General features: G+C 61.7%; 22 protein-coding genes. 3 read left to right on the top strand and 19 right to left on the bottom strand.

Translation table 11 applies throughout. From position 1 onward, the window contains the following. Positions 1–30: 30 nt before the first annotated feature. Both HYPDE_RS06430 and HYPDE_RS06425 read right to left on the bottom strand, forming a co-directional pair. Entirely contained in the window at positions 31–615 is a 585-nt protein-coding gene (locus HYPDE_RS06430) for a GDYXXLXY domain-containing protein (RefSeq protein ID WP_015597596.1), read from the bottom strand. Further along, entirely contained in the window at positions 612–1,709 is a 1,098-nt protein-coding gene (locus tag HYPDE_RS06425) for a DUF2157 domain-containing protein (RefSeq protein ID WP_015597595.1), read from the bottom strand. The genes HYPDE_RS06430 and HYPDE_RS06425 overlap by 4 nt, the downstream gene beginning before the upstream one ends. Before the next feature lie 313 nt (positions 1,710–2,022). Between HYPDE_RS06425 and HYPDE_RS06420 the strand changes: the two genes are divergently transcribed. After that, a complete protein-coding gene (locus tag HYPDE_RS06420) occupies positions 2,023–3,402 on the top strand; it encodes an Nramp family divalent metal transporter (RefSeq protein WP_015597594.1) in 1,380 nt (459 codons plus the stop codon). A gap of 12 nt (positions 3,403–3,414) precedes the next feature. On the opposite strand, the gene HYPDE_RS06415 is transcribed toward HYPDE_RS06420, so the two are convergent. Continuing rightward, entirely contained in the window at positions 3,415–4,128 is a 714-nt protein-coding gene (locus HYPDE_RS06415) for a hypothetical protein (protein WP_015597593.1), read from the bottom strand. Positions 4,129–4,193: 65 nt separating this feature from the next. On the opposite strand from HYPDE_RS06415, the gene trmFO reads away from it, so the two are divergent. Then, positions 4,194–5,627 carry a methylenetetrahydrofolate--tRNA-(uracil(54)-C(5))-methyltransferase (FADH(2)-oxidizing) TrmFO gene (trmFO, locus tag HYPDE_RS06410; protein WP_015597592.1) on the top strand — a complete coding sequence of 478 codons (1,434 nt, stop codon included), beginning with the start codon at positions 4,194–4,196 and terminating at the stop codon, positions 5,625–5,627. Here the strand turns inward: trmFO and HYPDE_RS06405 are convergent. The 6 genes from HYPDE_RS06405 to yajC form a co-directional block, all read right to left on the bottom strand. After that, positions 5,624–8,143, bottom strand: a complete 2,520-nt coding sequence (locus HYPDE_RS06405) for a hypothetical protein (protein ID WP_015597591.1) — start codon at positions 8,141–8,143, stop codon at positions 5,624–5,626. The two genes, trmFO and HYPDE_RS06405, sit on opposite strands and share 4 nt — an antisense overlap. A 36-nt stretch (positions 8,144–8,179) precedes the next feature. Further along, on the bottom strand, positions 8,180–9,013 hold the full coding sequence (locus tag HYPDE_RS06400; protein ID WP_015597590.1) for a squalene/phytoene synthase family protein: 834 nt from the start codon (positions 9,011–9,013) through the stop codon (positions 8,180–8,182). A 23-nt stretch (positions 9,014–9,036) separates the two neighbouring features. Next, positions 9,037–9,411: an Mth938-like domain-containing protein gene (locus tag HYPDE_RS06395; RefSeq protein ID WP_015597589.1), complete on the bottom strand. Its 375-nt coding sequence runs from the start codon at positions 9,409–9,411 to the stop codon at positions 9,037–9,039. A gap of 26 nt (positions 9,412–9,437) precedes the next feature. Then, the gene (gene secF / locus HYPDE_RS06390; RefSeq protein WP_041320091.1) at positions 9,438–10,412 is read right to left on the bottom strand and encodes a protein translocase subunit SecF; all 975 of its coding nucleotides are present in this window, start codon (positions 10,410–10,412) and stop codon (positions 9,438–9,440) included. A gap of 12 nt (positions 10,413–10,424) precedes the next feature. Next, positions 10,425–12,047 carry a protein translocase subunit SecD gene (gene secD, locus HYPDE_RS06385; protein ID WP_015597587.1) on the bottom strand — a complete coding sequence of 541 codons (1,623 nt, stop codon included), beginning with the start codon at positions 12,045–12,047 and terminating at the stop codon, positions 10,425–10,427. An 88-nt stretch (positions 12,048–12,135) separates the two neighbouring features. Beyond that, positions 12,136–12,474 carry a preprotein translocase subunit YajC gene (gene yajC, locus HYPDE_RS06380; RefSeq protein ID WP_015597586.1) on the bottom strand — a complete coding sequence of 113 codons (339 nt, stop codon included), beginning with the start codon at positions 12,472–12,474 and terminating at the stop codon, positions 12,136–12,138. Positions 12,475–12,682: 208 nt separating this feature from the next. Here yajC and HYPDE_RS06375 point away from each other — a divergent pair, with 208 nt between their 5' ends. Next, positions 12,683–13,546, top strand: coding sequence for an ATP-binding protein (locus HYPDE_RS06375; protein ID WP_015597585.1), 864 nt, complete (start codon positions 12,683–12,685; stop codon positions 13,544–13,546). A gap of 162 nt (positions 13,547–13,708) precedes the next feature. Here HYPDE_RS06375 and HYPDE_RS06370 read toward each other — a convergent pair whose 3' ends face one another. The 10 genes from HYPDE_RS06370 to HYPDE_RS06325 all read right to left on the bottom strand — a co-directional run bounded on the left by HYPDE_RS06370 (position 13,709) and on the right by HYPDE_RS06325 (position 23,393). Further along, positions 13,709–15,301 (bottom strand): M23 family metallopeptidase, encoded by a 1,593-nt coding sequence (locus tag HYPDE_RS06370; protein ID WP_015597584.1) that lies wholly within the window; start codon positions 15,299–15,301, stop codon positions 13,709–13,711. Between the two features lie 285 nt (positions 15,302–15,586). Then, positions 15,587–16,351: a 5'/3'-nucleotidase SurE gene (surE, locus tag HYPDE_RS06365; RefSeq protein WP_041320088.1), complete on the bottom strand. Its 765-nt coding sequence runs from the start codon at positions 16,349–16,351 to the stop codon at positions 15,587–15,589. Positions 16,352–16,353: 2 nt separating this feature from the next. Continuing rightward, positions 16,354–16,605, bottom strand: a complete 252-nt coding sequence (locus tag HYPDE_RS06360) for a hypothetical protein (RefSeq protein ID WP_015597582.1) — start codon at positions 16,603–16,605, stop codon at positions 16,354–16,356. Beyond that, entirely contained in the window at positions 16,602–17,891 is a 1,290-nt protein-coding gene (gene serS, locus HYPDE_RS06355; RefSeq protein WP_015597581.1) for a serine--tRNA ligase, read from the bottom strand. The genes HYPDE_RS06360 and serS overlap by 4 nt, the downstream gene beginning before the upstream one ends. Before the next feature lie 93 nt (positions 17,892–17,984). Beyond that, positions 17,985–18,812, bottom strand: a complete 828-nt coding sequence (tatC, locus tag HYPDE_RS06350; protein WP_015597580.1) for a twin-arginine translocase subunit TatC — start codon at positions 18,810–18,812, stop codon at positions 17,985–17,987. A gap of 3 nt (positions 18,813–18,815) precedes the next feature. Next, positions 18,816–19,196, bottom strand: a complete 381-nt coding sequence (gene tatB / locus HYPDE_RS06345) for a Sec-independent protein translocase protein TatB (RefSeq protein ID WP_015597579.1) — start codon at positions 19,194–19,196, stop codon at positions 18,816–18,818. Positions 19,197–19,247: 51 nt separating this feature from the next. Next, positions 19,248–19,457 carry a twin-arginine translocase TatA/TatE family subunit gene (locus HYPDE_RS06340; RefSeq protein WP_015597578.1) on the bottom strand — a complete coding sequence of 70 codons (210 nt, stop codon included), beginning with the start codon at positions 19,455–19,457 and terminating at the stop codon, positions 19,248–19,250. A gap of 206 nt (positions 19,458–19,663) precedes the next feature. Then, the gene (scpB, locus tag HYPDE_RS06335; RefSeq protein WP_015597577.1) at positions 19,664–20,518 is read right to left on the bottom strand and encodes an SMC-Scp complex subunit ScpB; all 855 of its coding nucleotides are present in this window, start codon (positions 20,516–20,518) and stop codon (positions 19,664–19,666) included. Between the two features lie 40 nt (positions 20,519–20,558). After that, positions 20,559–21,410, bottom strand: coding sequence for a segregation and condensation protein A (locus tag HYPDE_RS06330; protein WP_041320086.1), 852 nt, complete (start codon positions 21,408–21,410; stop codon positions 20,559–20,561). Positions 21,411–21,683: 273 nt separating this feature from the next. Next, complete coding sequence (locus HYPDE_RS06325) at positions 21,684–23,393, bottom strand: SPOR domain-containing protein (RefSeq protein WP_015597575.1); 1,710 nt, start codon at positions 23,391–23,393, stop codon at positions 21,684–21,686. Positions 23,394–23,452: the final 59 nt, after the last annotated feature.

Here is a 23,452-nt window from a genome sequence, read left to right as displayed (position 1 = left end):
CATAGCAGCCCGTGGCGCTCACCAGAAGCCTTAAAGCAGGGGCGGGTCGACGTGCCGCTCGCCGTCGATGACGAGCCCCTTCAGCACGGCAGTTCCGTCAGCCCCAACGGCCACGATGGCGTCGATCTTGTGCTCCCGAACCTTGCTTTCGAGCGCCCTTCCCGTCCCTTCGGCCACGAAGTAGGTCTCGATGCCGTAGCGCATGTTGATGACGCTATCGGACGCCGTCTGGGCCCGCCAGATGCGATCGACACGCCCTTTGAGAACGACGTCGGTCGGCGCCACCGTCGTGGGGTGTTCGGGCGCAACCGCGGCGACCGCCCAGCCCCCGGCCGGGTTTGGGCTAAGCGTTATGTACGCCGCCGAGCCCACGGGAAAATTGTCGAAGTTCCCGATCGGCACGTGCGACGTGTTCAAGGTCGAGATATCGTAACCGAGCGTGACGTAGTCACCACGGAAGATATCGCGCGGATCGAGCGGCTTGACCGGCATCGTGATCTCGCGGCCCGTTTTGAGAAGCCGGTCCTTGTCATAGACGATCTTGAACAGCGCCGCCGATTGCACTAGCGCGACAACGACCAGCAACGGCCAGAAATAGCGATGTGTGCCGCTCATACCGCAGCCTCCGTGCTGCTGCGCCCGCGCTGCGCAATTCTGAGCGCCATGTAAGCGAGCGCCGCAACGATCAGCGCCGCGACGAGGAAGAAGAGTGAGGTATTGAGAATGGAGCCGACCGTCTTCCAGTAGACTGATAAGACCTCCAGCGAGAACCCGATGTACCCGAGCCAGAGAACGCCGCGATTTGCCGTCGCCAGGCCGTAGCTGATTGCGCCGAGCAGCAGCACCAACGTCAGCGCCGCCAGCGCAATGAGCGTCCCAAGCGATGTATTTTCAAAAAACTGCAGCGCATAAAGCCCTGCGAACGTTACGACGACGGCATAGGCGAGGATGGGCGCCGTCAGATGATCATAGTCCGGCAGAACTTTTTCCGCTCCGATCACCGCCGCCGCGACCAGCATGCCGATGATTGCAACAGCCGTGTGCTCATGCCCGCGCCCGAGCAGATAGCCGAGCGAGATAAGAAAGCCCGTCAGCGCCAGCGCCGAAAGATGCAGGCCCGGGAACCAGCGTTGCCAAACGAAGGCCCCCGTGACCGCCGCCCAGCCACCCAGGAACGGCCAATGGACCGCATTGCTCTGTAACACCTCCATGCTCGACCACACGCAGACGAGCACCATGGCCAGCGCCAAGGCCGGATTGGACCGCAAAAGAACACCGGCAAAGAGCGCCCCGATCCACCACATCAACACCGCATCCGGCGGATTGCCGTCGATATTGTACATCTGGCTGATGAGCATGATGCTGGCGCCGAACATCGCCACCGCAAAAAGAATGGCCGCGTCCGCAAGCGCGCCGTGTCCGCGCGCTGCGAGCCATCCCGCCACGCCATAGCCCGCCCAGATCGACGCCAGCAGCAGGACTAGGCGTCCGAGACGCGGCATCTCTTCCCAATGCGCCGCCACGAAGGAAATCGCCGCGAATCCGAACAGCACGCTGGCAAGAATGGCAAGCGCTGATGCCAGACTGAAATTCCGGCCGCTGCTCTCTACGTCAGAGAGAATTGCAGTGCGACCGTCATTGGTCACCCATCCGTTGGCTTCCCAGCGGTCGAGATCGCGTGCCAGGCGCTTCTTATAAGGAGCCCACATATCGAACCCTGTCCGGCGTGCACTTTGCCTTTGCCTCAGCTCCTGAATAGGGAGCATGGTGATCATTGCTGATTGAAGCCATGACAAATGTGTTTTGGCCAGCCCGCCTCTCGCGCCGGTGCCTGCGAATGCCTGAGACTGACGGTCAATACGTCCAAATTCCGCAGAATCGGCGCCGTCGAAAGACCATGGCTTGCTGAATTATCCCCGTTTCATTCCTGGCGCATTGTCACGCCTGCTTGACGGATGACCGCCCGTCAGTCACCTTGTTGCAAATGATTATCATTTGCGAATAGAGATCGGACGCCGCGCGATGGACGCGAAAACTGCAGCCGAAACGGACCCCGCCGGCGCGCGAGCCAAAGTGTCGGAGGTCGACGCAAGCTGGCGCAGTGAGCTTAGCGTCCGCTCGCTATCGGACGTACATGGAACTGTTTCCGTCACGCGACATGCCTCTCCGTGGCGCCGCTTTGCTGCGTTTCTCGGTCCTGGATACATGGTCGCCGTCGGCTACATGGACCCGGGAAACTGGGCGACGTCGATCGCCAGTGGCTCGAAATTCGGATACACGCTCCTGTTCGTCGCGCTCCTATCAAACATCATGGCGGTGATCCTGCAGGCCCTTTGCGCACGCCTCGCGATCGGCTCGGGCCGCGATCTCGCGCAAGCGTGTCGCGACGGCTATCCGCGCTGGACGTCGTTCCCGCTCTGGCTTTTTGCCGAAACGGCAATCATCGCGACCGATGTCGCCGAGGTCATCGGCACCGCCATCGGCCTCAACCTGCTGTTCGGATTGCCACTCGAAATCGGCGTGCTGGTCACCGCGCTCGACGTGTTTATCGTGCTGCTGCTACAGCGCCTCGGGTTCCGCTATCTCGAAGCCTTCATCGTGACGATGCTCGGCGTCATCACGCTCTGCTTCGCCGTTCAGATCGCACTCGCGGATCCGGAATGGGGCGCCGTCATTCGCGGCTTTGCGCCGACGACCGACATCGTCAGAAACCCCGACATGCTTTACCTGGCGCTCGGCATTCTTGGCGCGACGGTCATGCCGCACAATCTCTATCTGCACTCCGCGATCGTGCAGACACGCGCCTTTGGCGAAACGAAGGAGGAAAAACGCGAGGCCCTCAAGTTCGCCACTCTCGACTCGACGATTGCACTCTCCCTGGCGCTCATCATCAACGCTTCGATCCTGATCCTCGCCGCGGCGACCTTCTACAAGACCGGCCAGACGGAGGTTGCCGAGCTCGGTCAGGCCCAATCGCTTCTGCACCCGTTGCTCGGCTCAGCTATTGCACCGACTCTCTTCGGCATCGCGCTGCTCTGCTGCGGCTTGAACTCGACGGTAACGGCAACGCTCGCAGGCCAAGCCGTCATGGAAGGCTTCCTGCAAATCCGGCTGCCGCCCTGGGTGCGTCGTCTCGTGACGCGCATGGTGGCACTGCTTCCGGCAGCCGGAGTCACGCTGATCTATGGCGAAGCCGAGACCGCAAAGCTTCTGATCCTCTCGCAGGTCATCTTGAGCCTGCAGTTGCCGTTCGCCGTCGTGCCGCTCGTCCAGTTCACGGCAAGCCGCACGAAAATGGGAGCGCTCGTTTCGCCGCGCTGGCTGACCGCGATTGCCGCTCTGATCGCAATCCTGATCATCGCGCTCAACGCCAAGCTGGTCTGGGACTTTCTCGTGGGCTAGCCGCCTGTCGGGCTACTTCGCAGCCACCGGCAGATTGTCGAGATCCTTGATGTACCATTTCTCGACTTCGACGACGGCCGGGTTCTCGCCGTTCGCATAAATCCAGCTGTCGACGGCCCAGCGCTGGCCGGTAGCCGTCTCTTTCAACACTGCCGTCCAATGCGTCCAACCTGCGACGCCCTTCCAGAGCTGGTCCTTCGAGAACGGCGTGCCGACGGTGTGATATTTGAGCAGGCCGTTATTCTGCATGACGAGCATATAGCTCGTCGTGTTGGTCGATTCATCGACGCAATCCATTTGCGTCGGATCGCCGGAAGCCTCGAAGTCCATTCCGGGCCGGTCCTTGTCCGTCCCGATGGCTTTGCCGACACGCGTTTCCATCCAACCGACGGCATAGGCGACGGCACGGCGCTCTTCGACGGGCGTGTCACCCTTTTTGATCTTCTTGAAGATCGCCCGGATCTCGTCGATGTCGGCATCCGTAAATCTGAACTTCGTCCGCATCTTGCAGGTATAGGCGTGGCAGACGGACACCGTGTTCTTATTCGGCGGATCAACCTGGAAATCGGCATAATGATCGCTGACAGGTCCGGTACGATCGTGCGTACAGCCCGCAAGCACCATGGCAAACCATACAAAACAAGCAACCCGTTGCAAGCCCATGCCGCCCCGCTTAAGTACCGGAAGGGAGCGTCCGGCGCGCCCCTTGTCGATCTCGCTTAACATTCGAACGATTCGCGTCAAACCGCCACGCAGCGGAGCGATTCGGAAGCTGTGGAAGCCCCGTGCATATGACCACTTCTCCTGCCGTTCACGTCGTTGGAGCCGGCCTTGCCGGGTCGGAAGCCGCGCACCAGATCGCGCGCGCGGGTGTTCCGGTCGTGCTGCACGAGATGCGGCCGGTGCGTGGCACGGAAGCGCACAAGACGGACGGTTTCGCGGAGCTCGTCTGCTCGAACTCTTTCCGTTCCGACGATTGGGAGAATAACGCCGTCGGCCTGTTGCATGAGGAGATGCGCCGCGCCGGCTCGCTGATCATGGCCGCAGGCGACGAACACAAGCTGCCTGCAGGCGGCGCGCTCGCAGTCGATCGCGATGCCTTTTCGGCGGAAGTGACCGCGCGCCTTTCCGAAAACCCTCTCGTGACGGTCGTCCGGGGCGAAATCGACGGCCTGCCGCCCGCCGATTGGACAAACGTCATCATTGCAACAGGCCCGTTGACCTCACCCGCGCTCAGCACCGCGCTCGCACGACTGACGGGCGAAGAATCCCTCGCCTTCTTCGATGCGATTGCGCCAGTCATCCATCGCGACAGCATCGACACGACGATCGCGTGGTTTCAGTCGCGCTACGATAAGGCAGGCCCCGGCGGCACGGGCGCCGACTATCTCAATTGCCCGATGACGAAGCCGGAGTACGAGGCCTTCGTCGACGCGCTGCTTGCTGGCGAGAAAACATCCTTCAAGGAGTGGGAAGCCTCGACACCCTACTTCGACGGCTGCCTGCCGGTCGAAGTGATGGCGGAGCGCGGTCGCGATACGCTGCGCTATGGGCCGATGAAGCCTGTCGGTCTCGATGACCCAAGAACCGGACGCTGGCCCTATGCGGTCGTGCAACTCCGCCAGGACAACGCGCTCGGAACGCTTTGGAACATGGTCGGCTTTCAGACGAAGCTGAAGCATGCCGAACAGGTGCGCGTCTTCCGCACGATCCCGGGATTGCAGAACGCCGAATTCGCGCGTCTCGGCGGCTTGCATCGCAACACGTACCTCAATTCGCCGAAGCTGCTCGACCGTTCGCTGCGTTTGAAGGCCGAACCACGCTTGCGTTTCGCGGGTCAGATTACCGGCGTGGAAGGCTACGTCGAAAGCGCGGCGATGGGCTTGCTCGCCGGTCGTTTCGCTGCGGCCGACGCACTTGGATACCAGACCGATGCACCGCCCGCGACGACGGCGCTCGGTGCGCTTCTCAATCATATTACCGGCGGACATCTCGTGAGCGAGGAGGAAGAGCGCTCTTCGGCGCGGTCGTTCCAGCCGATGAACGTCAACTACGGTCTCCTGCCAGATCTCGCCCAAGCGCCGACGCATGACAGGAACGGCGCACGCCTCAAGGGCCCCGAACGCGGACGCGAGAAAAAACGCGCAATGTCACGCCGCGCGATTGCCGATCTCACACGCTGGCTCGACAGCGCAACTTCGAACGCTATCCGCCAATCCGCCTAGCGCGCGGTTTCGCTTGCAGGCGCGAACGGGCGGATGGCCGTTTCGGGCAGCGCGCCTGTCGGCGCTTGCCCTCCGTCTGCCGGTGCAGGCGCGGCGGCGGCATCCGACGCGGAGGCCTTTGTGCCCGGTGTCGGAGCTTCCGCTCCTGCCACCGGCAACGGCACGTCGATCTTCGAAGGCGCGAGTATGGCTTTCGCTTCGCCTAAACCCGGATCGGGCTCCGCACCGACCTTCGGCGCGGCAACGGCGCCCGGAGGCGCAAGCGGTTCGCTGCTGACGGCATGTGCATTTGTGCCGCCACCTTCGGTGGGTGTCGCCTCTGGCAACGGCGCAGTGGATGGAGTTCCCGTCACGGGTGCGGCGGAGTTCATGCCAGGCGGCGCCGCGCCTTGTTGCGGCTGAGGCATGGCGCCGACCTGCACGTCATCAGGCCCCGAAACAACCGCTTTCACGCCGCCGCTCTCCGGTTCGACGACAAACGGAGGCGCACCGGCCGCCGGAGTTGTTATCACCGCCTTGACATCCGGGACCTCACGTCCCGGCTCATCGACCGGAGCCGGCGGAGCATCGTCGGGTTTGATGGATGAGAGATATGCGGCATCGCGGTCCGGTGCGTCACCGTACTTCGCAAGCACGGCGCGCGCTTTCTCGGCAACTGCGTCGGCAATCGCGGCTTGTCCCTCAGCCGTCGGATGGAATGCACCGGAGTAGGTCGAAGCCAGGAGTAACTGGAATGGCGCAAAAGGCTCGATCTTCAGAACCTTCGTCAACAGACCGGCGGCGACATGAAAGTTCGCAGTCATGAACGCATCGTTCGGCGTACGGAACCAGCGTTGGCGAGAAGCGTAAGGTAGATAGTCGGCGGGATTGTAAGGCGTCCAGATTTCGTCCACCTTGCGCGGCAGGCGGAGATCGTCGACTTGGCTTACACCGGCGACGCTCAGGCCCGCGCAGATGCCTCGGCCAATGAACGCGCGCCGGTGTGTCTCGACGAACGTCCAGCCATATTCGTAGGCGCTCTCGCGCATCTGACGATTGAGCTTGTCGGCAAACCACGTCCCGAGTCTCAGCTTCGTTGCATCAAGCTGAAAATCGGGGACGGCCTCCATTCCGGCATTGCCGCTTCCGCAAGTCTCGCTGCCGTCGCCCGCGAGCGCCATGCCGGGGTACGCGACAAGCAGAATGCGGTCGCTTTCGTTCCAGGGCATGTAGAGGATGTTGTGAAGGGCGCGATTGAGCGCTTTGTAACGTGCGCCAAGGTGTCTGAGCTGAGCCGAAGCCTCCGCCTCGCCATGCACCTCTCCGAGCCAGCCGCCAAGCTCGCGCAGGATCGATTGGTTTGACAGGACCGCATTCGCAAGCAAGCGCGAGAACCCGATGTCGTTGCCACCGATCGACACCAGAACGAGGTCGATCTTGCGCGCCGAATCCTGGGGGCATTTGCGCAGAATGAGATCCTTCAGTTCCGGAACCTGCCCGTTGATATGGTAGGCCTCCGGCACATCGGCCTGTTCGGTAGCATTGGTGCCGCACTGAGCTTCCGCAACGGCCGAAATCTGCGAATACCGCGGCGGGTTCGGCACCCATTCATTGCCTTTGTAGCGCAGGAACAGCCCGTCGGTGACTTCGGCACCCGCGCACGACACACCGACGAACGTCACCGCGCGATGCGGATCTTCGAGAGAGAGTTGCAAGGCCGCGCGCAACTGCTCCGAATAAAGCGAGCGATGGCAAGCCTGGTCGAGCCAGCGTGCGTTCCCCTTGATGAACTCTTTGTCGCCAAGGTCGCGCCACGGCCCGACACGCGCCGGATAGCCGGTCAAGCCGCTGTAGATGCCGACGGTTGAGTAGTCGGCCGAGCGTTCGCGCGAGAACCGCACCGCGAGATCGGGATTGCCTTCGCCGGACGCGAAACTGTCTCCCATGCCTACAACGAGAATATCGCGCACGTGGACATCGGCTTTCGCAACCTCAAGACCGCCGATCTCGACGCTGACGATCGCACCTTTGGGATAAGGAATGACGAAGCGCGCAGGCTCGCTGCAGGGCTGCGTGACGGCATCGCCGCGCGGTTTATCCGCATCGCGCGGAGCGGTCAGCCACGTGCACGACAGCATCTTGGCGTCGTCGACGCCTTGCACATTGAAGATGACCGCATGACTCGTCGGATTGATGTAATCCTTGTACGCATCGCACTTGAAGCGGTTATTGTTCCAGCACGTCTTGCGGTACATCGACGACGCCCAGCCGTCGGGATCGCCGCTTTGGAGAGCACGCTCCTCGGAAAGGACGGGCGTAGCTCGCTGGTCAGGCCCGAGCGAGCGATAAATCTGCCGATGGACTTCGGTATCTCTCGGATCGGTGAAGAAGCGGAATGGATTTTCGACATGCCAGGCAACGGTAGCAGCCGCCTCGGCACGGCTCGGCGCGGCGACCGCAACAATGCTTCCGACGGCGATAAGCCAAAGCGACATGACCGCGACGCGGCACGGTGTCGTTTGCGAACGAGATATCATCTGCCCCCTTCGCGCTGGTCGTCAGACGACCGCTCCTCAGAGCGCTCCGGTCCAATGCGCGCGTGCAATGCGCCACAAACGAGCGAGCGGTGCGATCTCCACGATGTCACGGCTCGGCTCGTGTCGAGGCTTCTGCAAAGCGCGAAAATAGGGCTCGATGAGGGCAAGAGGTAGGAGAGCAGTCGTAAAATCCCGTGTTTTGCCCGTAAGTTGACGCCGCACCGCTTGAAGCGCGGCGCCCGCCTCTTGTGCCAACCACGCGATTTGGGGACGCCGGTCCATGTCGGATGGCGCCGGAGACCGCGCCTCGGGCAGGGGCGCCCGACCGGCGGCCAGGGCATATGGAAGGGTCAGCGCGATACGCGTCAGTCCGCTCGCCCGGCCAGCGGCGCCGATAAGATCGTCGGCATCGGCGTCGAGCGGCCCGTATAAAATTTGCAGCGCGAACGCAAGCGGCGTTCCGTCGATGGAGCGGAAGCGTTCGTTGAGTGCGAGATCATCAGCAGGCGGATCGGCAAAAAGCGCATCCATATGCGCATTGAAATAGGTTTCGAGCGCAGCGTTGGAAAGCTTATGCCGCCGCACGACATCCGCGAACTGATCGAGCACCGGGTTGCCGGTAAGCTCGAACGCGCGTTCGCTGCCAAGAAGTGCGTCCCGCCACCACGCAATGCGGATTTCGCCAAGGGCCGCGTCGCTGACCAGTTGGGCGATACGCGTGATCTCACCATCGAAGGCCGCCAGCGCGATCAGATCGCCGCGAACCGAAGCCGGAGCGAAAAGCGCCGCATAGTAGCGATCCGGCGCATTGAGGCGTGCGCTTGAGCGCACGGCCTCGATATTGACGATCGCTTCGCGGGCATCGCGCACGAACTGCTCCAGGACCTCAGAATTTAGGGAACCGCGAGCAGCGCCGCCGCGATCCGCCGCTTCTCCGCGATCAGGATGTTGTAAGTACGGGCTGCCGCGCCCGTCGACATCGGTTCGAGTCCGATGTTGGCTTTCGCAAACGCCTCGTAGATCTTCGGCTCCGGCCACACCTGCTCGGTTCCGGTCCCGAGCAATAGCGTGATCGGTGGCTCCAGCGAGCCGAGAACGAAATCGAAGTCTCCCGGGTGGAGGTCGCCGGCCACTGTCGCGTTCCAGGCATAAATGCCGCTCGGCAGGCACAGAATCGAACCACGATGGCTCATGTCCGCGAAACGAAAGCCGCCGTTACCATAAGCGGTGACGGCGGTCTCGTAAGGATAGCGGGGAACTGTTTCCATCGGAGCAGCGCCGCTCCCGTCGCGGCTCAGGCCTTGGCTTTCGACTTTGTCGCGGCCACGGCCTTTGCCGCCATGTCACTCCAATCGCGCTTGACGCCCAGATAGCCGAGCAGCGGCGCTGCGATGAAGATCGACGAATAGGTTCCGATCACCACGCCAAGTAGCATCGCGAAGTTGAAATTCCGGATCACCTCGCCGCCGAAAATATAGAGCGAGATGAGCACCGCGAGTGCCGTCATGCCGGTCAGGATCGTGCGCGACAGCGTTTCGTTGATCGACAGGTTCAAGAGCTCGTTGAGTTCCATTTTCTTGAACTTGCGCAGGTTCTCGCGGATACGGTCCGACACGACGACGGTGTCGTTCACCGAATAGCCGAGAATGGTCAAAAGAGCCGCGACCGTCGACAGGTCGAACTCGAACTGAAACAGCGCGAAGATACCGGCCGTTACAAGAACGTCGTGCGACAGCGCCACAACTGCGCCCAGCGCGAACTGCCATTCGAACCGGAACCAGACGTAAGCCACGATCGCCAGAATGCCCGCCGCGACCGCAATGAAGCCCGTCATGCGCAATTCGCTCGATACCGCGGGTCCGACGACTTCGACGCGACGCTCCACATAATCCGCTGACGTTGCATCGACGACCTTCTTCAATGCCGCCTGCTGCGCCGCCTCGCCACCCGGCTGCTCTTCAAGACGAACGAGCACGTCGTCGGGTGTGCCAAACTCCTGGATCTGGACGTTGCCGACCCCAATGCTGTTCAGCTTCTCACGCAGCACACCGATATCGGCATTGCCGCTTTTCGTTTTGAGTTCGATCAGCGAACCGCCTTTGAAGTCGACGCCGTAGTTCAGTCCCATCGTTGCGCAAAGCACAATCGAGATCGCCATCGCGATGATCGACAGTGCCAGCGCCGGCCCCTTGAATTTCATGAACGGCAGGTTCAGGTCGTGGGGAAAGAAGTCGGCGCCCTTGAAGACCGGAATCAATCTCATAAGCACAGTTCAGGTCTCCTAAACGGGAACGACGGCGATGCGGCCCTTGGGTTGGGCCTTCAGCCAGAAGGAAATCAGCAGCCGCACGACAGTCACCGATGCGAAGATCGAGGTCATGATGCCGATCGTCAGTGTCACGGCGAAGCCACGGATCGGACCCGAGCCCAGCCAGAACATGATCAGGGCGCAGGCAAGCGTGGTCAGCTGGCTGTCCGCGATTGTCACGAAAGCACGCTGGAATCCGGCATCGATGGCCGCAACGGGCATCTTGCCGACGCGCAGCTCCTCGCGGATGCGTTCGTAGATCAACACGTTGGCATCGACTGCCATGGCAACGCCCAGAACGAGACCGGCAATACCCGGCAGCGTCAGCGTCGAGCCGATGAGCGTCATCAGCGCCAGCGTCAGCATCAAGTGCACGACGAGGCCGACGCACGCGAAGATGCCGAATGTTCCGTAGGCAAGGATAGTCAACAAAACGACGGCGACACCGCCGATGATGCCGGCGAGCTTGCCGGCAGCGATCGAGTCGGCGCCGAGCGACGGTCCGACCGTCCGCTCCTCGACGATCGTGAGCTTGGTCGGAAGCGAGCCCGACCGCAACTGAACGGCAAGCGTATTCGTCCCCTCGACCGTGAAGTTGCCCGAGATCTGTCCCGATCCGCCGAGAATCGGCTCGCGGATGACGGGCGCGGAAAGCACCTTGTCGTCGAGCACAATGGCGAACGGCCGACCGACGTGGTCCTTCGTGAAGTTGCCGAACTTGCGGGCGCCGATCTGATTGAACCGGAAGTTGATAACCGGCTCGCCGTTGCGGCTGTCGAATCCCGGCTGCGCGTCGGCAAGATCCGATCCCTGCACAACGGGCTGCTCGCGCAGTAGGAACTCGCCGCCGCCTTCTCCCTTGTCGCTGGGATAGATCTTATAGCCCGTCGGGATCTTGGTCATTCTGGCTTCTTCCGCCGAAATGGACGGATGTACCTCGTGGAACGTCAGCTTCGCCGTCTCACCGATGAGCTTCTTGAGTTCCTTGGTGTCCTTCAATCCAGGAAACTGGATGAGGATGCGGTCGGTGCCCTGGCGGACGATGGTCGATTCCGACGTTCCGAGATTGTTGACGCGCCGGTTGATGGTTTCAATCGACGCGGAAGCCGCGTTTGCGATGCGCTGCCGGAGCCCCTGCTCGCTTTCCTTGAGGATGACCGTTCCGGGATCCGGTCCTTCCAAGACGTCAACGTCGTAAGCGCCCGTGCCGAGCAACGCGTTGCCGATCGGCTGCCTGACTTTATGAAGCGCCTTGATGGCGGCAGCCTGTTCTTCAGGCTTCGCGAGCTTGATGACGAGTTGCGTCAGGCCTTGCGTACCGATGCCGGTGAAACCGATCTTGGCATCCCGGAGCTCCTTGCGCGCTTCATCCCGAAGGTTGTTGATCCAGTCCTTCTTGATTTCGTCCTGGTCCATGGCGAGCAGCAGATGCGCGCCGCCCTGCAAGTCGAGGCCGAGCGTCAATTGCTTTTTCGGCATGAAAGACGGCCACGACTGCACCGTTTCCTTCGGGAAGAAGTTCGGCAGCGCCACCAGGAAGCCGGCGAGGCAGGTCAGCAGTGCGGCGATGATTTTCCAGCGGGTGAAGTGCAGCATGGCAAGGATCTCAAATTTTTACATGTGCGGGCAAGGCACGGCCGTGCAAGGGTCGCACGCTTATAATCGCACGCAATCGGTGCTCAAATCACGTTGCGTCTTTGACAGGTTCGCCCTTCGAGCGGACCTCAAGCAGCGTGCTTTTGACGACTCGTACCCGGAGGTTTTCGGCGAGTTCGACCTCGATCTCGTCGCTCGTATCGGAAACCTTCAGCACTTTGCCGACCATACCGCCGGACGTGATGACTGTATCGCCCCGGCGGACGGCGTTCACGCGCTCGCGAAGCTCCTTGGCGCGCTGCGACTGCGGGCGGATCAGGAAGAAATAGAAGATCGCGAGCATCAGCAGCATCGGGATCAGCAGGCCGCCGAAGGGCTCCAAGGGGCTTGAGGCGGCGGCTTGCGCAAACGCGGGTGTCGTGAACATTGGCTGGTGGAATCCTCTGGATGAGATTGGAATAAGCACCCCTGCCCCGAGCCCGTTGGCCTCAGGGAAGCGCTCAATCAAATTCGGGCGGACTATAGTGTCCGGGAGCCCATTTGCAACCACAGAGCGGCGCCGCGCTTTGCCGTTGGCATCGGCGAGCGCAGCGATTAAACACGCTGTTTCCGATAGATAGCCCGTTGGACGGCAAATGAGCGACGCTGAAGCAATAAGGCCACTTCTCGAACGGATTGCCAATGCACTGGACCGTCTCGGCCCGCCTGCGGCAGAGACGCCCGATTTCGGAGCCGCCGACGCTTTCGTCTGGCACGCCGAGAGCGGCCGCTTCGAACCGGTTCCCGAGGTAAGCCGCGTGCCGCTGTGCCTGCTCAAGGGGATCGATCACACGGCCGGCATCCTGCTCGACAATACCCGCCGGTTCGCGGCCGGCCTTCCGGCCAACAATGCCCTGCTCTGGGGGGCTCGCGGCATGGGCAAATCGAGCCTGGTCAAAGCCACGCATGCCGACGCATTGAGCTGCTCCGGCGGACTGAAACTTGTCGAGATTCAGCGCGAGGATATCAACTCGCTGCCGCGGTGCCTTTCATTCCTCAAGGCCGCACCCTATCGCTTCATCGTATTCTGCGACGACCTTTCGTTCGACCACGACGATACGAGCTATAAATCCTTGAAGGCCGTCCTCGAGGGCGGCATCGAGGGGCGGCCAAGAAACGTCCTTTTCTACGCAACATCGAACCGGCGGCATCTGATGCCGCGCGACATGATCGACAATGAGCGAGCGACGGCAATCAACCCAGGCGAAGCGACAGAGGAGAAAGTCTCGCTGTCGGACCGCTTTGGTCTCTGGCTTGGATTTCACAACGCCAGCCAGGACGACTATCTGGCAATGGTCCGCACCTATGTCGAACATTTCGAGCTGAAGATCGACGACAAGGAACTTGAACGCGACGCGCTCGAATGGTCGACGACGCGCGGCGGGCGATCGGGCCGCGTCGCCTGGCAATACGTGCAGGATCTCGCGGGCCGCCTGAAGACGCCAATAGACAAGGTCTAAAAATTTCCGCGTTTGCCTCCCTCGCTTGGCGGCCGGCTCCGCGAAGCGGAGTCGCCAAGCGCAAAACAAAAATCCGAGTGCAAGTAAAAGAGCCGGATCGTATGACCCGGCTCCTCGTTTCCCTCAGTGCCAGCGCTTAACCCCCGCGCCAGGACAATAGCGTCAAAGCTTCTCGAGATAGGGTGTCGGATCCACCGGCCTCGATCCCTGACGCAATTCGAAATGCACCTGCGGCTGGTCGACGGACCCTGTTTTGCCCGCTTTCGCGATGACCTGACCGCGTTTCACCTTATCGCCGCGCTTCACAAGCAGCTCGTCGTTGTGCGCGTAGGCCGTCACCCAACCGTTGTCGTGACGCAGCAGGACGAGATTGCCGTAGCCCTTGAGCTCGTTGCCGGCATACGCGACGACGCCTGACTCTGCGGCGTGGACCTCGGTGCCGAGCGGCACGGCGAGATTGATGCCGTCGTTATGCGTACCATCGGGACGCCCGCCGAACCCGGCGATGATGCGCCCGGTCGTCGGCCATCGGAGCTTCACGCTGTCGGCGATTGCCGATGCTGCCGCTGGAGCTGCCAACGCGACTTTCTGCTCGGGCTTCGGTTGTTCCGGCTTAACCGCGGTGGGCTGTGTGCTCGCCGGAGTTTCCGCCGAAGCGACGGGCGGCGTTGCGGCGGCAGGCGGGGGCGCCGGAGTCGCATCGCTGGCCTTGTCCGTCAGAGACGCAACGCGATGCTCGCCGTTGATGATCGTCGGCTGCGTCGACAAGGACTGACCGTATGCTGGGATATCCGATCCCTTCTCGGTCGCAGCCAGCGGCGGAACGACAGCGGCGGGCGCAGTGGCGGCAACACTCGGCGGAGGAGTCGAGACCTGCTGCGACGTGGGCGCATTGGCGCCCGCACCACCGGGCACCTTCAGCACGACACCCGGCTTCACGCGACGCGGATCGGTGATGCCGTTGACCTGCTGCAATTCGGCAAACTTCGCGTTATGCGCGCGCGCAATACTGTAAAGCGACTCGCCCGGCTTCACCGTATACGTCGCATTGTAATTTGCGGCGACGTTCTGCGGTGGCTGCGCCAGCGGAGCCGGTGAGGGCCGCGCGGATTCGACAGCCCTCGCAGCGGCGACGCTGCTTCGCATCGTCCGTGCGCTGCCATCAGCAGGCAGATAGAGTTTCTGGCCGGGATGGACGTTCGGATTGCTGAGCGCGTTTGTCGACATCATTTCGTCGAGCGACACATGGTGTGCCCGGGACAGCGAATAGAGCGTGTCGCCCGGTTGCACGATGATTGCGTCACCGCTGGCCGTCGCCGGCGCCTGCGGAGCAACCCTCTCGATGGGAGTTACTTCTGAACGCGGACGCCCGAACGGCTGCGCGCCGTACGATCGTGCAGGAGGCGCGTAAGCAGGTGGAGGCGTGTACGCCGGCGGCGAATAGGACGGCGGAGGCTGATAGCTCGGACCGGCATCCGGCAATGCCGCGACCTGAACCGATGACGCGCCAGCGCCATAAGGTCCCCGAGGTGCCGACCCGACGACCTGATTATCGTTAAGCGAGCTGGTCCGGATAGGCTCGGAGGGAATCGGGCGAGCATCCGACGGATCGTCTAGGTTAAAGGACGCGCTGTCGAAGCGCGTCACGTCCGCGCTGCAGCCCCCGATTGCGAGACCGGCAATTACGGTGGAAACAGCCGCTGCGGACTTGAGGCTGAAACGCCCGCCGTGGCTTACGCCAAAACAACTGATCATGGTACGCACCTCTACTCGCACCATCCATTAACCTTTAACAGGTTAACGAGCGGTAAACGCTGCCATCGGGATTTGCCCCAAATCCAGAAGTAGCGATGCGTACATGCCGATTTGCGAGCCCCTCGCACGCTCGGCATGGAATGAAAGCGGAGAACGATTACGAAAGGCAGCGCGTGAAACGACGCCCTATGGTTATTCCATTAGGTGAGAATTGCGCTTTATTCGCGAAGAGATTTCGGCTTTCCGGCGGCTTTTGCGAGCGTAGAGTTGTACCGCACGAAGCAATCATTCGAGACGCGATGCAAGCATTTCGGCGGCTCTTTGATCGGTAAGATCGACGCTTAACGGCGTGATCGAGATTTTATTTTCGGCAATCGCGGCGAGGTCCGTTCCGGCGACCAGTGTCGACTTGCGCCGCTCGAACCCGAACCAGAAATAGGGCGTTCCCCAGGGATCGGCGCGGCTGTCGATGTTGAGCAACGCCTGATCGCGAACGCCTTGCGAGGTCACCGCAACGCCTGCAACGTTCTCGGGCGCCGTGTCCGGGAAATTGACGTTCATCAGAGTGTGCGGATTCCACGTCTCGGCAAGCAGCCTCTTGATGACCTGCGGCGCGTGCGCGAGCGGCGTATCCCAGATGGCCCGGCGCTCGCCGTCTTCAAATCCCATCATCAGCGACAGCGCGATCGAATGGATTCCGAGCAGCGCGCCTTCCATCGCCGCCGCCACCGTTCCCGAGTAGGTGACGTCCTCAGCAAGGTTCGATCCGTGGTTGACGCCGGACAGAATGAGCTGCGGCGGCTGATGCTTCAGGATGTGGCGAACGGCCATGATGATGCAATCGGTCGGCGTACCGGTCACGGCGTGCGTGCGTTCATCGAGCGTGCGCAACCGGAGCGGTGTGTGCAGCGTCATCGAATGCGCGGTGCCCGATTGATTGGTCTCAGGCGCAATCGTCCACACGTCTGGCGAGATGCCGAGCGCAATCGCTTTCAGGACTTCGAGTCCCTTCGCATTGATGCCGTCGTCGTTGGTGATCAGTATGCGCATGCTCAATCGACAATCTCGCCATGTCTGTTCACGCGGATCACAGGGCCGCGATAGTTTTGAGCCTCAATGTCCCGCCCACCGGTAGTCCGCACATCATTGGGATGCAGGCACCAAACGCGTTCCAGATCGTAGACGAAGACCCCGACTTCCGTCGGCGTAACCTCGCCGATAATGTGTCCGCGCTTGCCTCGCACGTCTTCGTCTTCAAAATCGGAAGCGATGACGACAACGTCGAAAGGCAAGAGTCCCGTCATGTGGTCTTGGCCGCCGCTATCCTCTTCAGGCCGCCCATGTAAGGCTGGAGGGCATCGGGAATTATGACACTGCCGTCGGCCTGTTGATAGTTTTCAAGCACGGCGATCAGCGTGCGGCCGACGGCAAGACCCGAGCCGTTGAGCGTATGGACGTAGACCGGCTTGCCGCCGTCCTTCGGACGGTAGCGCGCATCCATGCGCCGCGCCTGGAAGTCGCCGCACACCGAGCAGGATGAAATCTCGCGATAGGTATTTTGCCCCGGAAGCCAGACCTCGATGTCGTAGGTTTTCTGCGAAGCAAATCCCATGTCGCCGGTGCAAAGAACGATGGTGCGGAACGGCAGGCCGAGGCGTTTCAGCACTTCCTCGGCGCATGACGTCATGCGTTCGTGCTCTTCAAGCGATTTGTCCGGTGTCGTGATCGACACGAGTTCGACCTTCGAGAATTGGTGCTGGCGGATCATGCCGCGCGTATCCTTGCCGGCAGCGCCCGCCTCCGAACGGAAGCACGGCGTCCATGCCGTTACCCGCATCGGCAGTTGCGCTTCGTCGATAATCTCTTCGCGCACAAGGTTCGTCAGCGAAATCTCGGCGGTCGGAAGAAGCCAGAAATCGTTCGTCGTCTTGAACAGGTCTTCCGCAAACTTCGGCAACTGGGCCGTGCCATAGGCCGCCTGATCCTTGACCAGGATCGGCGGATTGACTTCCGTGTAGCCAAACTCGCTCGTATGCAGATCGAGCATGAAGCTCGCGAGCGCTCGCTCCAGACGCGCCAGGGCTCCCTTCAACACGACGAACCGTGCGCCGGAAATTTTCTGCGCCGCTTCGAAGTCCATCAATCCCAGCGCTTCACCGATCTCGAAATGCTGCTTCGGTGCAAAATCGAAACTTGCTGGCGTCCCAACGCGGCGCACCTCGACGTTGCCCGTTTCGTCGGCACCATCCGGAACGTCGGCGCGCGGCAAGTTGGGAATGATTTCAAGCGCCGCCTTGATCTCGGCATCGAGCTTGCGCTCGTCGTCCTCGCCTTTGGCGATGATGTCCTTCAAGTCCGCGACCTCGGCCATCAATCGCGCGGCCGTCGCTTCGTCCTTCGCACCCTTGGCTTTGCCGATCTCCTTCGATGCCGCGTTTCGGCGCGATTGCGCATCCTGCAGTGTCGTCAGCGTCTGCCGGCGCCTGTCATCGAGCGCGACCAGAGCGGCGGCCTGCGGCGGGAGGCCCCGGCGCTTCAAGCCTTCATCGAAGGTTGCAGCATTGTCTCTGATCCATTTGATATCGAACACGGGCGGGCCTCGTCACGATGTGTGTGTCAGAGGCCGTCGTATACGATGCCAAGGAGGCGGTCCAGCACCACCCCTAGAGGAGACCAAGGCACATTAATTGCGCACGCCCGCCTTGGCTTGCTGCCTCTCGACGAAGCGCACGGCCAGAATCGAAACTTCGTAGAGCGCGATGGTCGGCAACGCCATGATCACCATGCTGAGCGCATCCGGCGGCGTCAGGAGGGCGGCCGCCGCGAAGATCGCAACGATCGCATAGCGCCGCCCGCCTTTCAAAGTCGCCGAGGTCACGAAGCCCGTGCGCGCCAGCAGCGTCAGAATGACCGGAAGCTGGAATACGATCCCGAAGCCGAAGATCAGCGTCATGATCAGCGACAGATATTCGGAAACTTTCGGCAAGAGCTCGATCGCCGGAACGCCTTCGCTGCTATGCTGCGCCAACCCGATCGAAAACCGGATCAGCACCGGCATGGCGATGAAATAGACGACCATCGCACCGATGACGAACAGCACCGGCGTCGCGATCAGATAAGGCAGAAACGCTCGACGCTCATTGCGATAAAGCCCTGGCGCGACGAACTTGTAGATCTGTGTCGCGACCATAGGAAATGACAGGAACGCTGCCCCGAACATCGCCAGCTTCACCTGCGTCATGATCTGTTCGAGAAAGTGCGTCGCGATGAGTTTCACATGTTCGTCGCCGGAGGCCCACATGTACGGCCACACGAGCACGTTGTAGATGTGCCCGGCAACCGCGAAACAGGCGAAGAACATCACGACGAATGCCGCCAGCGCCCAGATTAAACGTTGCCTGAGTTCGATCAGGTGGTCGAGCAATGGCGCCTTGCTGGCGTCGATCTCATCCTGCCCCTCGCGCGGCGGCTCATCGCCCGGAGACTTGGACGGCGGCAACCGCTCCAGCATCGCTCAGGTCTCCCCGTGCGGCGGCGCCGGCATCGGCGGTGCAAGTGTCTTCGTCCTGTCGGAAGATTTTTCCGATGCAATCGTATTCACAATGGACGGCGGCTCGATCCGCGCGAGTTTGTGAGCGTCGTCGATGTCGGTCGTCGCCCGCATAACCTCTGAGTTGATCGAGGTTTGCATCTTCTCGACCTCTTCCCGCATCGATTCGAGTTCGGCTTCGCGCATCGCGGCATCGAACTGCGATTTGAATTCGTTCGCGTGACGGCGAACAACCCCGGCATACTTGCCAAGCGTGCGCATCAATGCGGGCAGCTCTTTCGGGCCGACGAAAACCAGCGTCACAACCCCAAGGATCAGAAGCTCGCTCCAGCTGATGTCAAACATGAGATGACCTTGTCGGAATCAGCCGCGAACGCGCTCCGAGGCAATGAACTCTCAGCCGACCTTCGTGCGATCGGGATTGGAAGCTTCGTTCTCGATCGTACGAGGAGCGGGCCTCTCGGGCTGATCGTCCTCTGCCATACCCTTCTTGAAGCTTTTGATGCCCTTCGCGACATCGCCCATCAGTTCGGAGATCTTGCCGCGCCCGAACAGCAGCAAAGCAATGATCAGGAACAGCAGTAAGTGTTGTGCGCTAAAACCCATCGTAACCTCTCGGCGGCGGTTGCCGCCCCGTAGCTTAAGCACCTTATCACAGAAACTGCCAGTCGCGGGCAAGGTTCGGCGTAATTGCCTTAAGCGACCCCTTATTCCAGGAACCGGCCACGAAAATAAACGGCAAAAGGCAGCGCCGAAGTTTACGTGGGATTACATTTCATTAATTCGAGGCCGGCTTTCGCCTCGCAACACGCTTACTCGGCCTTGCCCTCGGGCACCGCGTCGCAGTCTCCGTCGGTTTCGCCGTCGTCATGGTCGAGCGGCAGCGATTCCTGGGCTTCCTCGGCCTCCTCGTCTCCGTCGTCAGACAGCGGCAATTCGTCCGGCATCAGGGCCGCGACGTCGGTCGGCGCCGGCATCGTGAAGTTGGGTGGCAGATTGGCGTCGAGCAAGCCTGCAGCCTTGAGATCGGTAAGGCCCGGCAGATCCTTGATCGTATCGAGCCCGAAATGCACCAGGAAGGTTTCCGTCGTGCCGTAGGTCAGCGGCCGCCCCGGCGCCCGCCGTCGCCCGCGCGGTCGGATCCAACCCGTCTCCATTAGCACGTCGAGCGTCCCGGGCGACGTCGAGACACCGCGAATTTCCTCGATCTCGGCGCGCGTGACGGGCTGGTGATAGGCAATGATCGCTAATGTCTCGAGCGCCGCTTTCGAAAGCTTTCGCTCTTCCTTCTGCTGCCGTTCGAGCAGATAGGAAAGATCGTCCGCCGTCCTGAATTGCCAGCGCCCGGCGACGCGCACGAGCGCCACGCCGCGATCTTTGTAATCGTTCTGAAGCTCCAGGAGCAGCGCTATCACGTCGTCGTCGGGATCGAGACAGCGCGCCAGTGTTTTTGCATCAACCGGTTCGGTCGACGCAAAGAGAAGCGCCTCCAGGCGGCGGAGCTTCTCGCGCCGAGCGCTCTTCGACAGATGATCGACGGCGGCCTCCGGATCGCTCAGCGCGTCAGGAATGGCTCGATCATGCGCATTATCGGCATCGTCATTTGCCGACATCACACCCATCCCGCGGCTATTGTCCGACACGACACTCAGTCTCGGCGGAACCATGGCTATTCGAGCCCCCCTTATAACGGCGTTTCCGGCAGCGCTAGCCGATCTTTTCCCACTCCGCCCCTGCTTCACGTTTGCGCATATAAATCGGAGCGAACGGCTCGTCCTGCCGAAGCTCGATTAACCCTTCGCGCGCCATCTCGAGCGTCGCCCCGAAAGAGCTGGCAAGCGCCGTGCGTTCCTCTTCGTTGCGCGGCAGATACTGATCGAGGAACATGTCGAGCTGCGCCCAATCCCCGGCGGTCGCACCGACGAGCTTCTCGAGCCGTTGCCGCGCTTCCTTGATCGACCAAACACGCCGAGCCTTGACGACGTGAATGACCTTGATCGTCCGCTTACGCTGCTCGGCATAGGCTTTGAGCAGATCGTAGATCGTCGCGGTATATGTCGTATCCCGTGTGACCTGGATTCGTTCCGGTTGCCCGCGTGCGAACACGTCGCGTTCGAGCCGATGCCGCGTCAGCAGAGTCGCCGCCTGCTCGCGCATCGCGTTGAGCCGCATCAGACGGAATGAGAGACGCTGCGCGAGTTCTTCCGCCGACGTCGTGTCGGGATCTTCCTTGTCCTTGGGCAGCAGTAGCCGCGATTTGAGAAAGGCAAGCCACGCCGCCATGACGAGATAGTCGGCGGCAATTTCGAGCTTCAATTGCTGAGCTTCGGCAATGAATCCGAGGTACTGCTCGACAAGCGCCAGAATGGAGATTTTCGCGAGATCGACCTTTTGCGTCCTCGCGAGCGCCAGCAAAAGGTCGAGCGGACCTTCAAAACCCTCGATATCGACGACGAACGCCTCGCCGGCCGCCGGCATATCCTCGAAGCCCGGACCTTCCCAGTCTTGAGTGTCCGGACCCTGCGCGCCTGTCTGGCCCTGTGCTGTCGTTTCGATCATCTGCTCTGGATTTGGTCCCGTTGAGGCGCCCGTTTTCCGGGACCCGTCGGCCAACACTACACTGATTCAGACGCGGGCGAGTCCGCGCCCTGCCGTCTGCGCGAGGCTGCCAAAAGTTGCAGCGCCGACTATGTCCTACGAGCCTCTCCGCAGAATACAATCCGCTGCGGCGTCGAATCGCGCCCAGGCGGCGTCGGCGGCCGCCAAAAGCCACAATGACGAACGGCCGACGCAGACGCGCCGACCGCAACTCCGGTAAAATTCCATATCAGCTCAGTACGTCGTGACCCAGCAGCTCGCATAGCCTTGAGCTTTGAGCTGCGAGCAAACGTTGCTGGCTTCCTGCCGCGATCCGGGAGGGCCGACAATCAGGCGATCGAAATTGCCCTTCGCGCCGAGATTCGCCGAAGCGATATCGGGCGTCTTGCCGGCGAGCGCCGTCGAATATTTCTGCTGCATGTCGGCATAACGCTTCAGAGCATCAATGCGGCTCGACGCGGAATGAGGAACAGACGCCAGCACCGCCACATAGCCAGAGCCGCCGCCCGAAGACGGTATGGGCGGGCCCGATGATTCGGAATAGGCGTCCGACGTTGTCGCCGGCTCGGCGCGGGCGACCTTTTTCAGCTTTTTGCTCGGCGCCGGCGCGGCAGCGTCGTCACGGCTATCGATACTGCCCGTTGTTGCCGACGGTTTGCTGCCGGAAGCGGAATTGATTTTGACCGGCGTGACCGCCTTCTTCATCGGCGCCGGAGTGTCGTCGCCCGTAACAGACTCGGACGCATGAGCCTGCGGCAACTGCTCGTCGCGTCCCTGCCTCTGTCCGCCACCGTTCTGTCCGAACGCATCGACGAGAGACGTTCCGGGAACCGCAATCTGAGAGGACGGCGCTGGCGCCTCCGGCGGCGGTGACTGAATCGATCCGTCACGGCCGACGACAAGCGTCGAAACCTTGCGCGGACCGCCGTCATTGGAGTCGTCCTCGGCTGGTGCCGCTTGTGCAGTGTCCGTGGGCGCTGCCGCTGCCTGATCCAGCGATCCATCGGCCGGCGCCGACGACGTGCCGTCTCCAAGGCGACCCATGATCTTGGTATCGGAATATGGGAACGTTTTGCCGCCGGCATCGGCCGGCTTGGTTTTCGACGGGAAGTCCTCGCTCTTGATGATCGGCGGATCGCCCTGCGGGCCAGACGACGAAAACTTCTTATAGCCGTAGGCCATTCCGCCGCCGACGAGAACGGCGCCTGCCAGCGCCATCATGACCATCAGCGGGCGGCGGCTGCGAGGCGCGTGTTCGTCCTCGTACTCGCCATCGTCCTCGGCATAGGCCGGATCGAGTTCGCCGCCTTCGGCCGTCGCAAAGCCGAGATTGGTGCCCCTCGCCTGCTGCTGGTAGGATTCGTGATCGAATTCGCTCGGCTGTCCCGCCCAGTCGGAGGAACTTAACTCGGTCTCGTGGTAAGCGTCGGCATATCCGGAACCCTGTCCCGGTTGGGCAGGAGCATATCCCGGTCCGCCATAGCCGCCGGCATCGAAGCCGCGTGGATCGGCTGTCCCACCCCGCCCCGGCCATTGCTGCGCGTTCGGCTGTTGGTCGTAGCCCTGTTGATCGTAGCCCGATGCCTGCTGGCGCCCGTAAGGCGTGCTGCCGGGAGCGACGTAGGGCTCGAATTGCGGGGCATACGGATCGGTCTGAGCCGGGCTCTGCTGGCGGCCCTGACCGGTCTGAAGCGCACCCCAATGTCCATAATCCGGCTGTTGCGGCGCCGCCTGGGGCTGGCTGTAACCCGCTTGCTGACTATAGCCACCCTGTGATTGTGGTGCCTGGGACTGCTGCGGAGGCCAGGCATTCGCCGGTTGCTGAGGATACCCCGACTGAGCCTGGGGATTGACCCACGAGGGCTGGCGCAAACGCTCCTGATCGGCAGGATTGGCGGCTGGCCTTCCTCCGGCCGGCCGCGGAAATGAATTCTGCGAGGACATTGCGAAACCCCTCAATATCGAGTGCAGAATTGAGCTGCACCAAATCGTCGATTCGAGAC

This window comes from Hyphomicrobium denitrificans 1NES1, from assembly GCF_000230975.2.
Lineage (GTDB): Bacteria > Pseudomonadota > Alphaproteobacteria > Rhizobiales > Hyphomicrobiaceae > Hyphomicrobium_B > Hyphomicrobium_B denitrificans_A.
The sequence above is the reverse complement of the archived record's forward strand: the minus strand, read 5'-3'. Positions and strand labels throughout refer to the sequence as shown.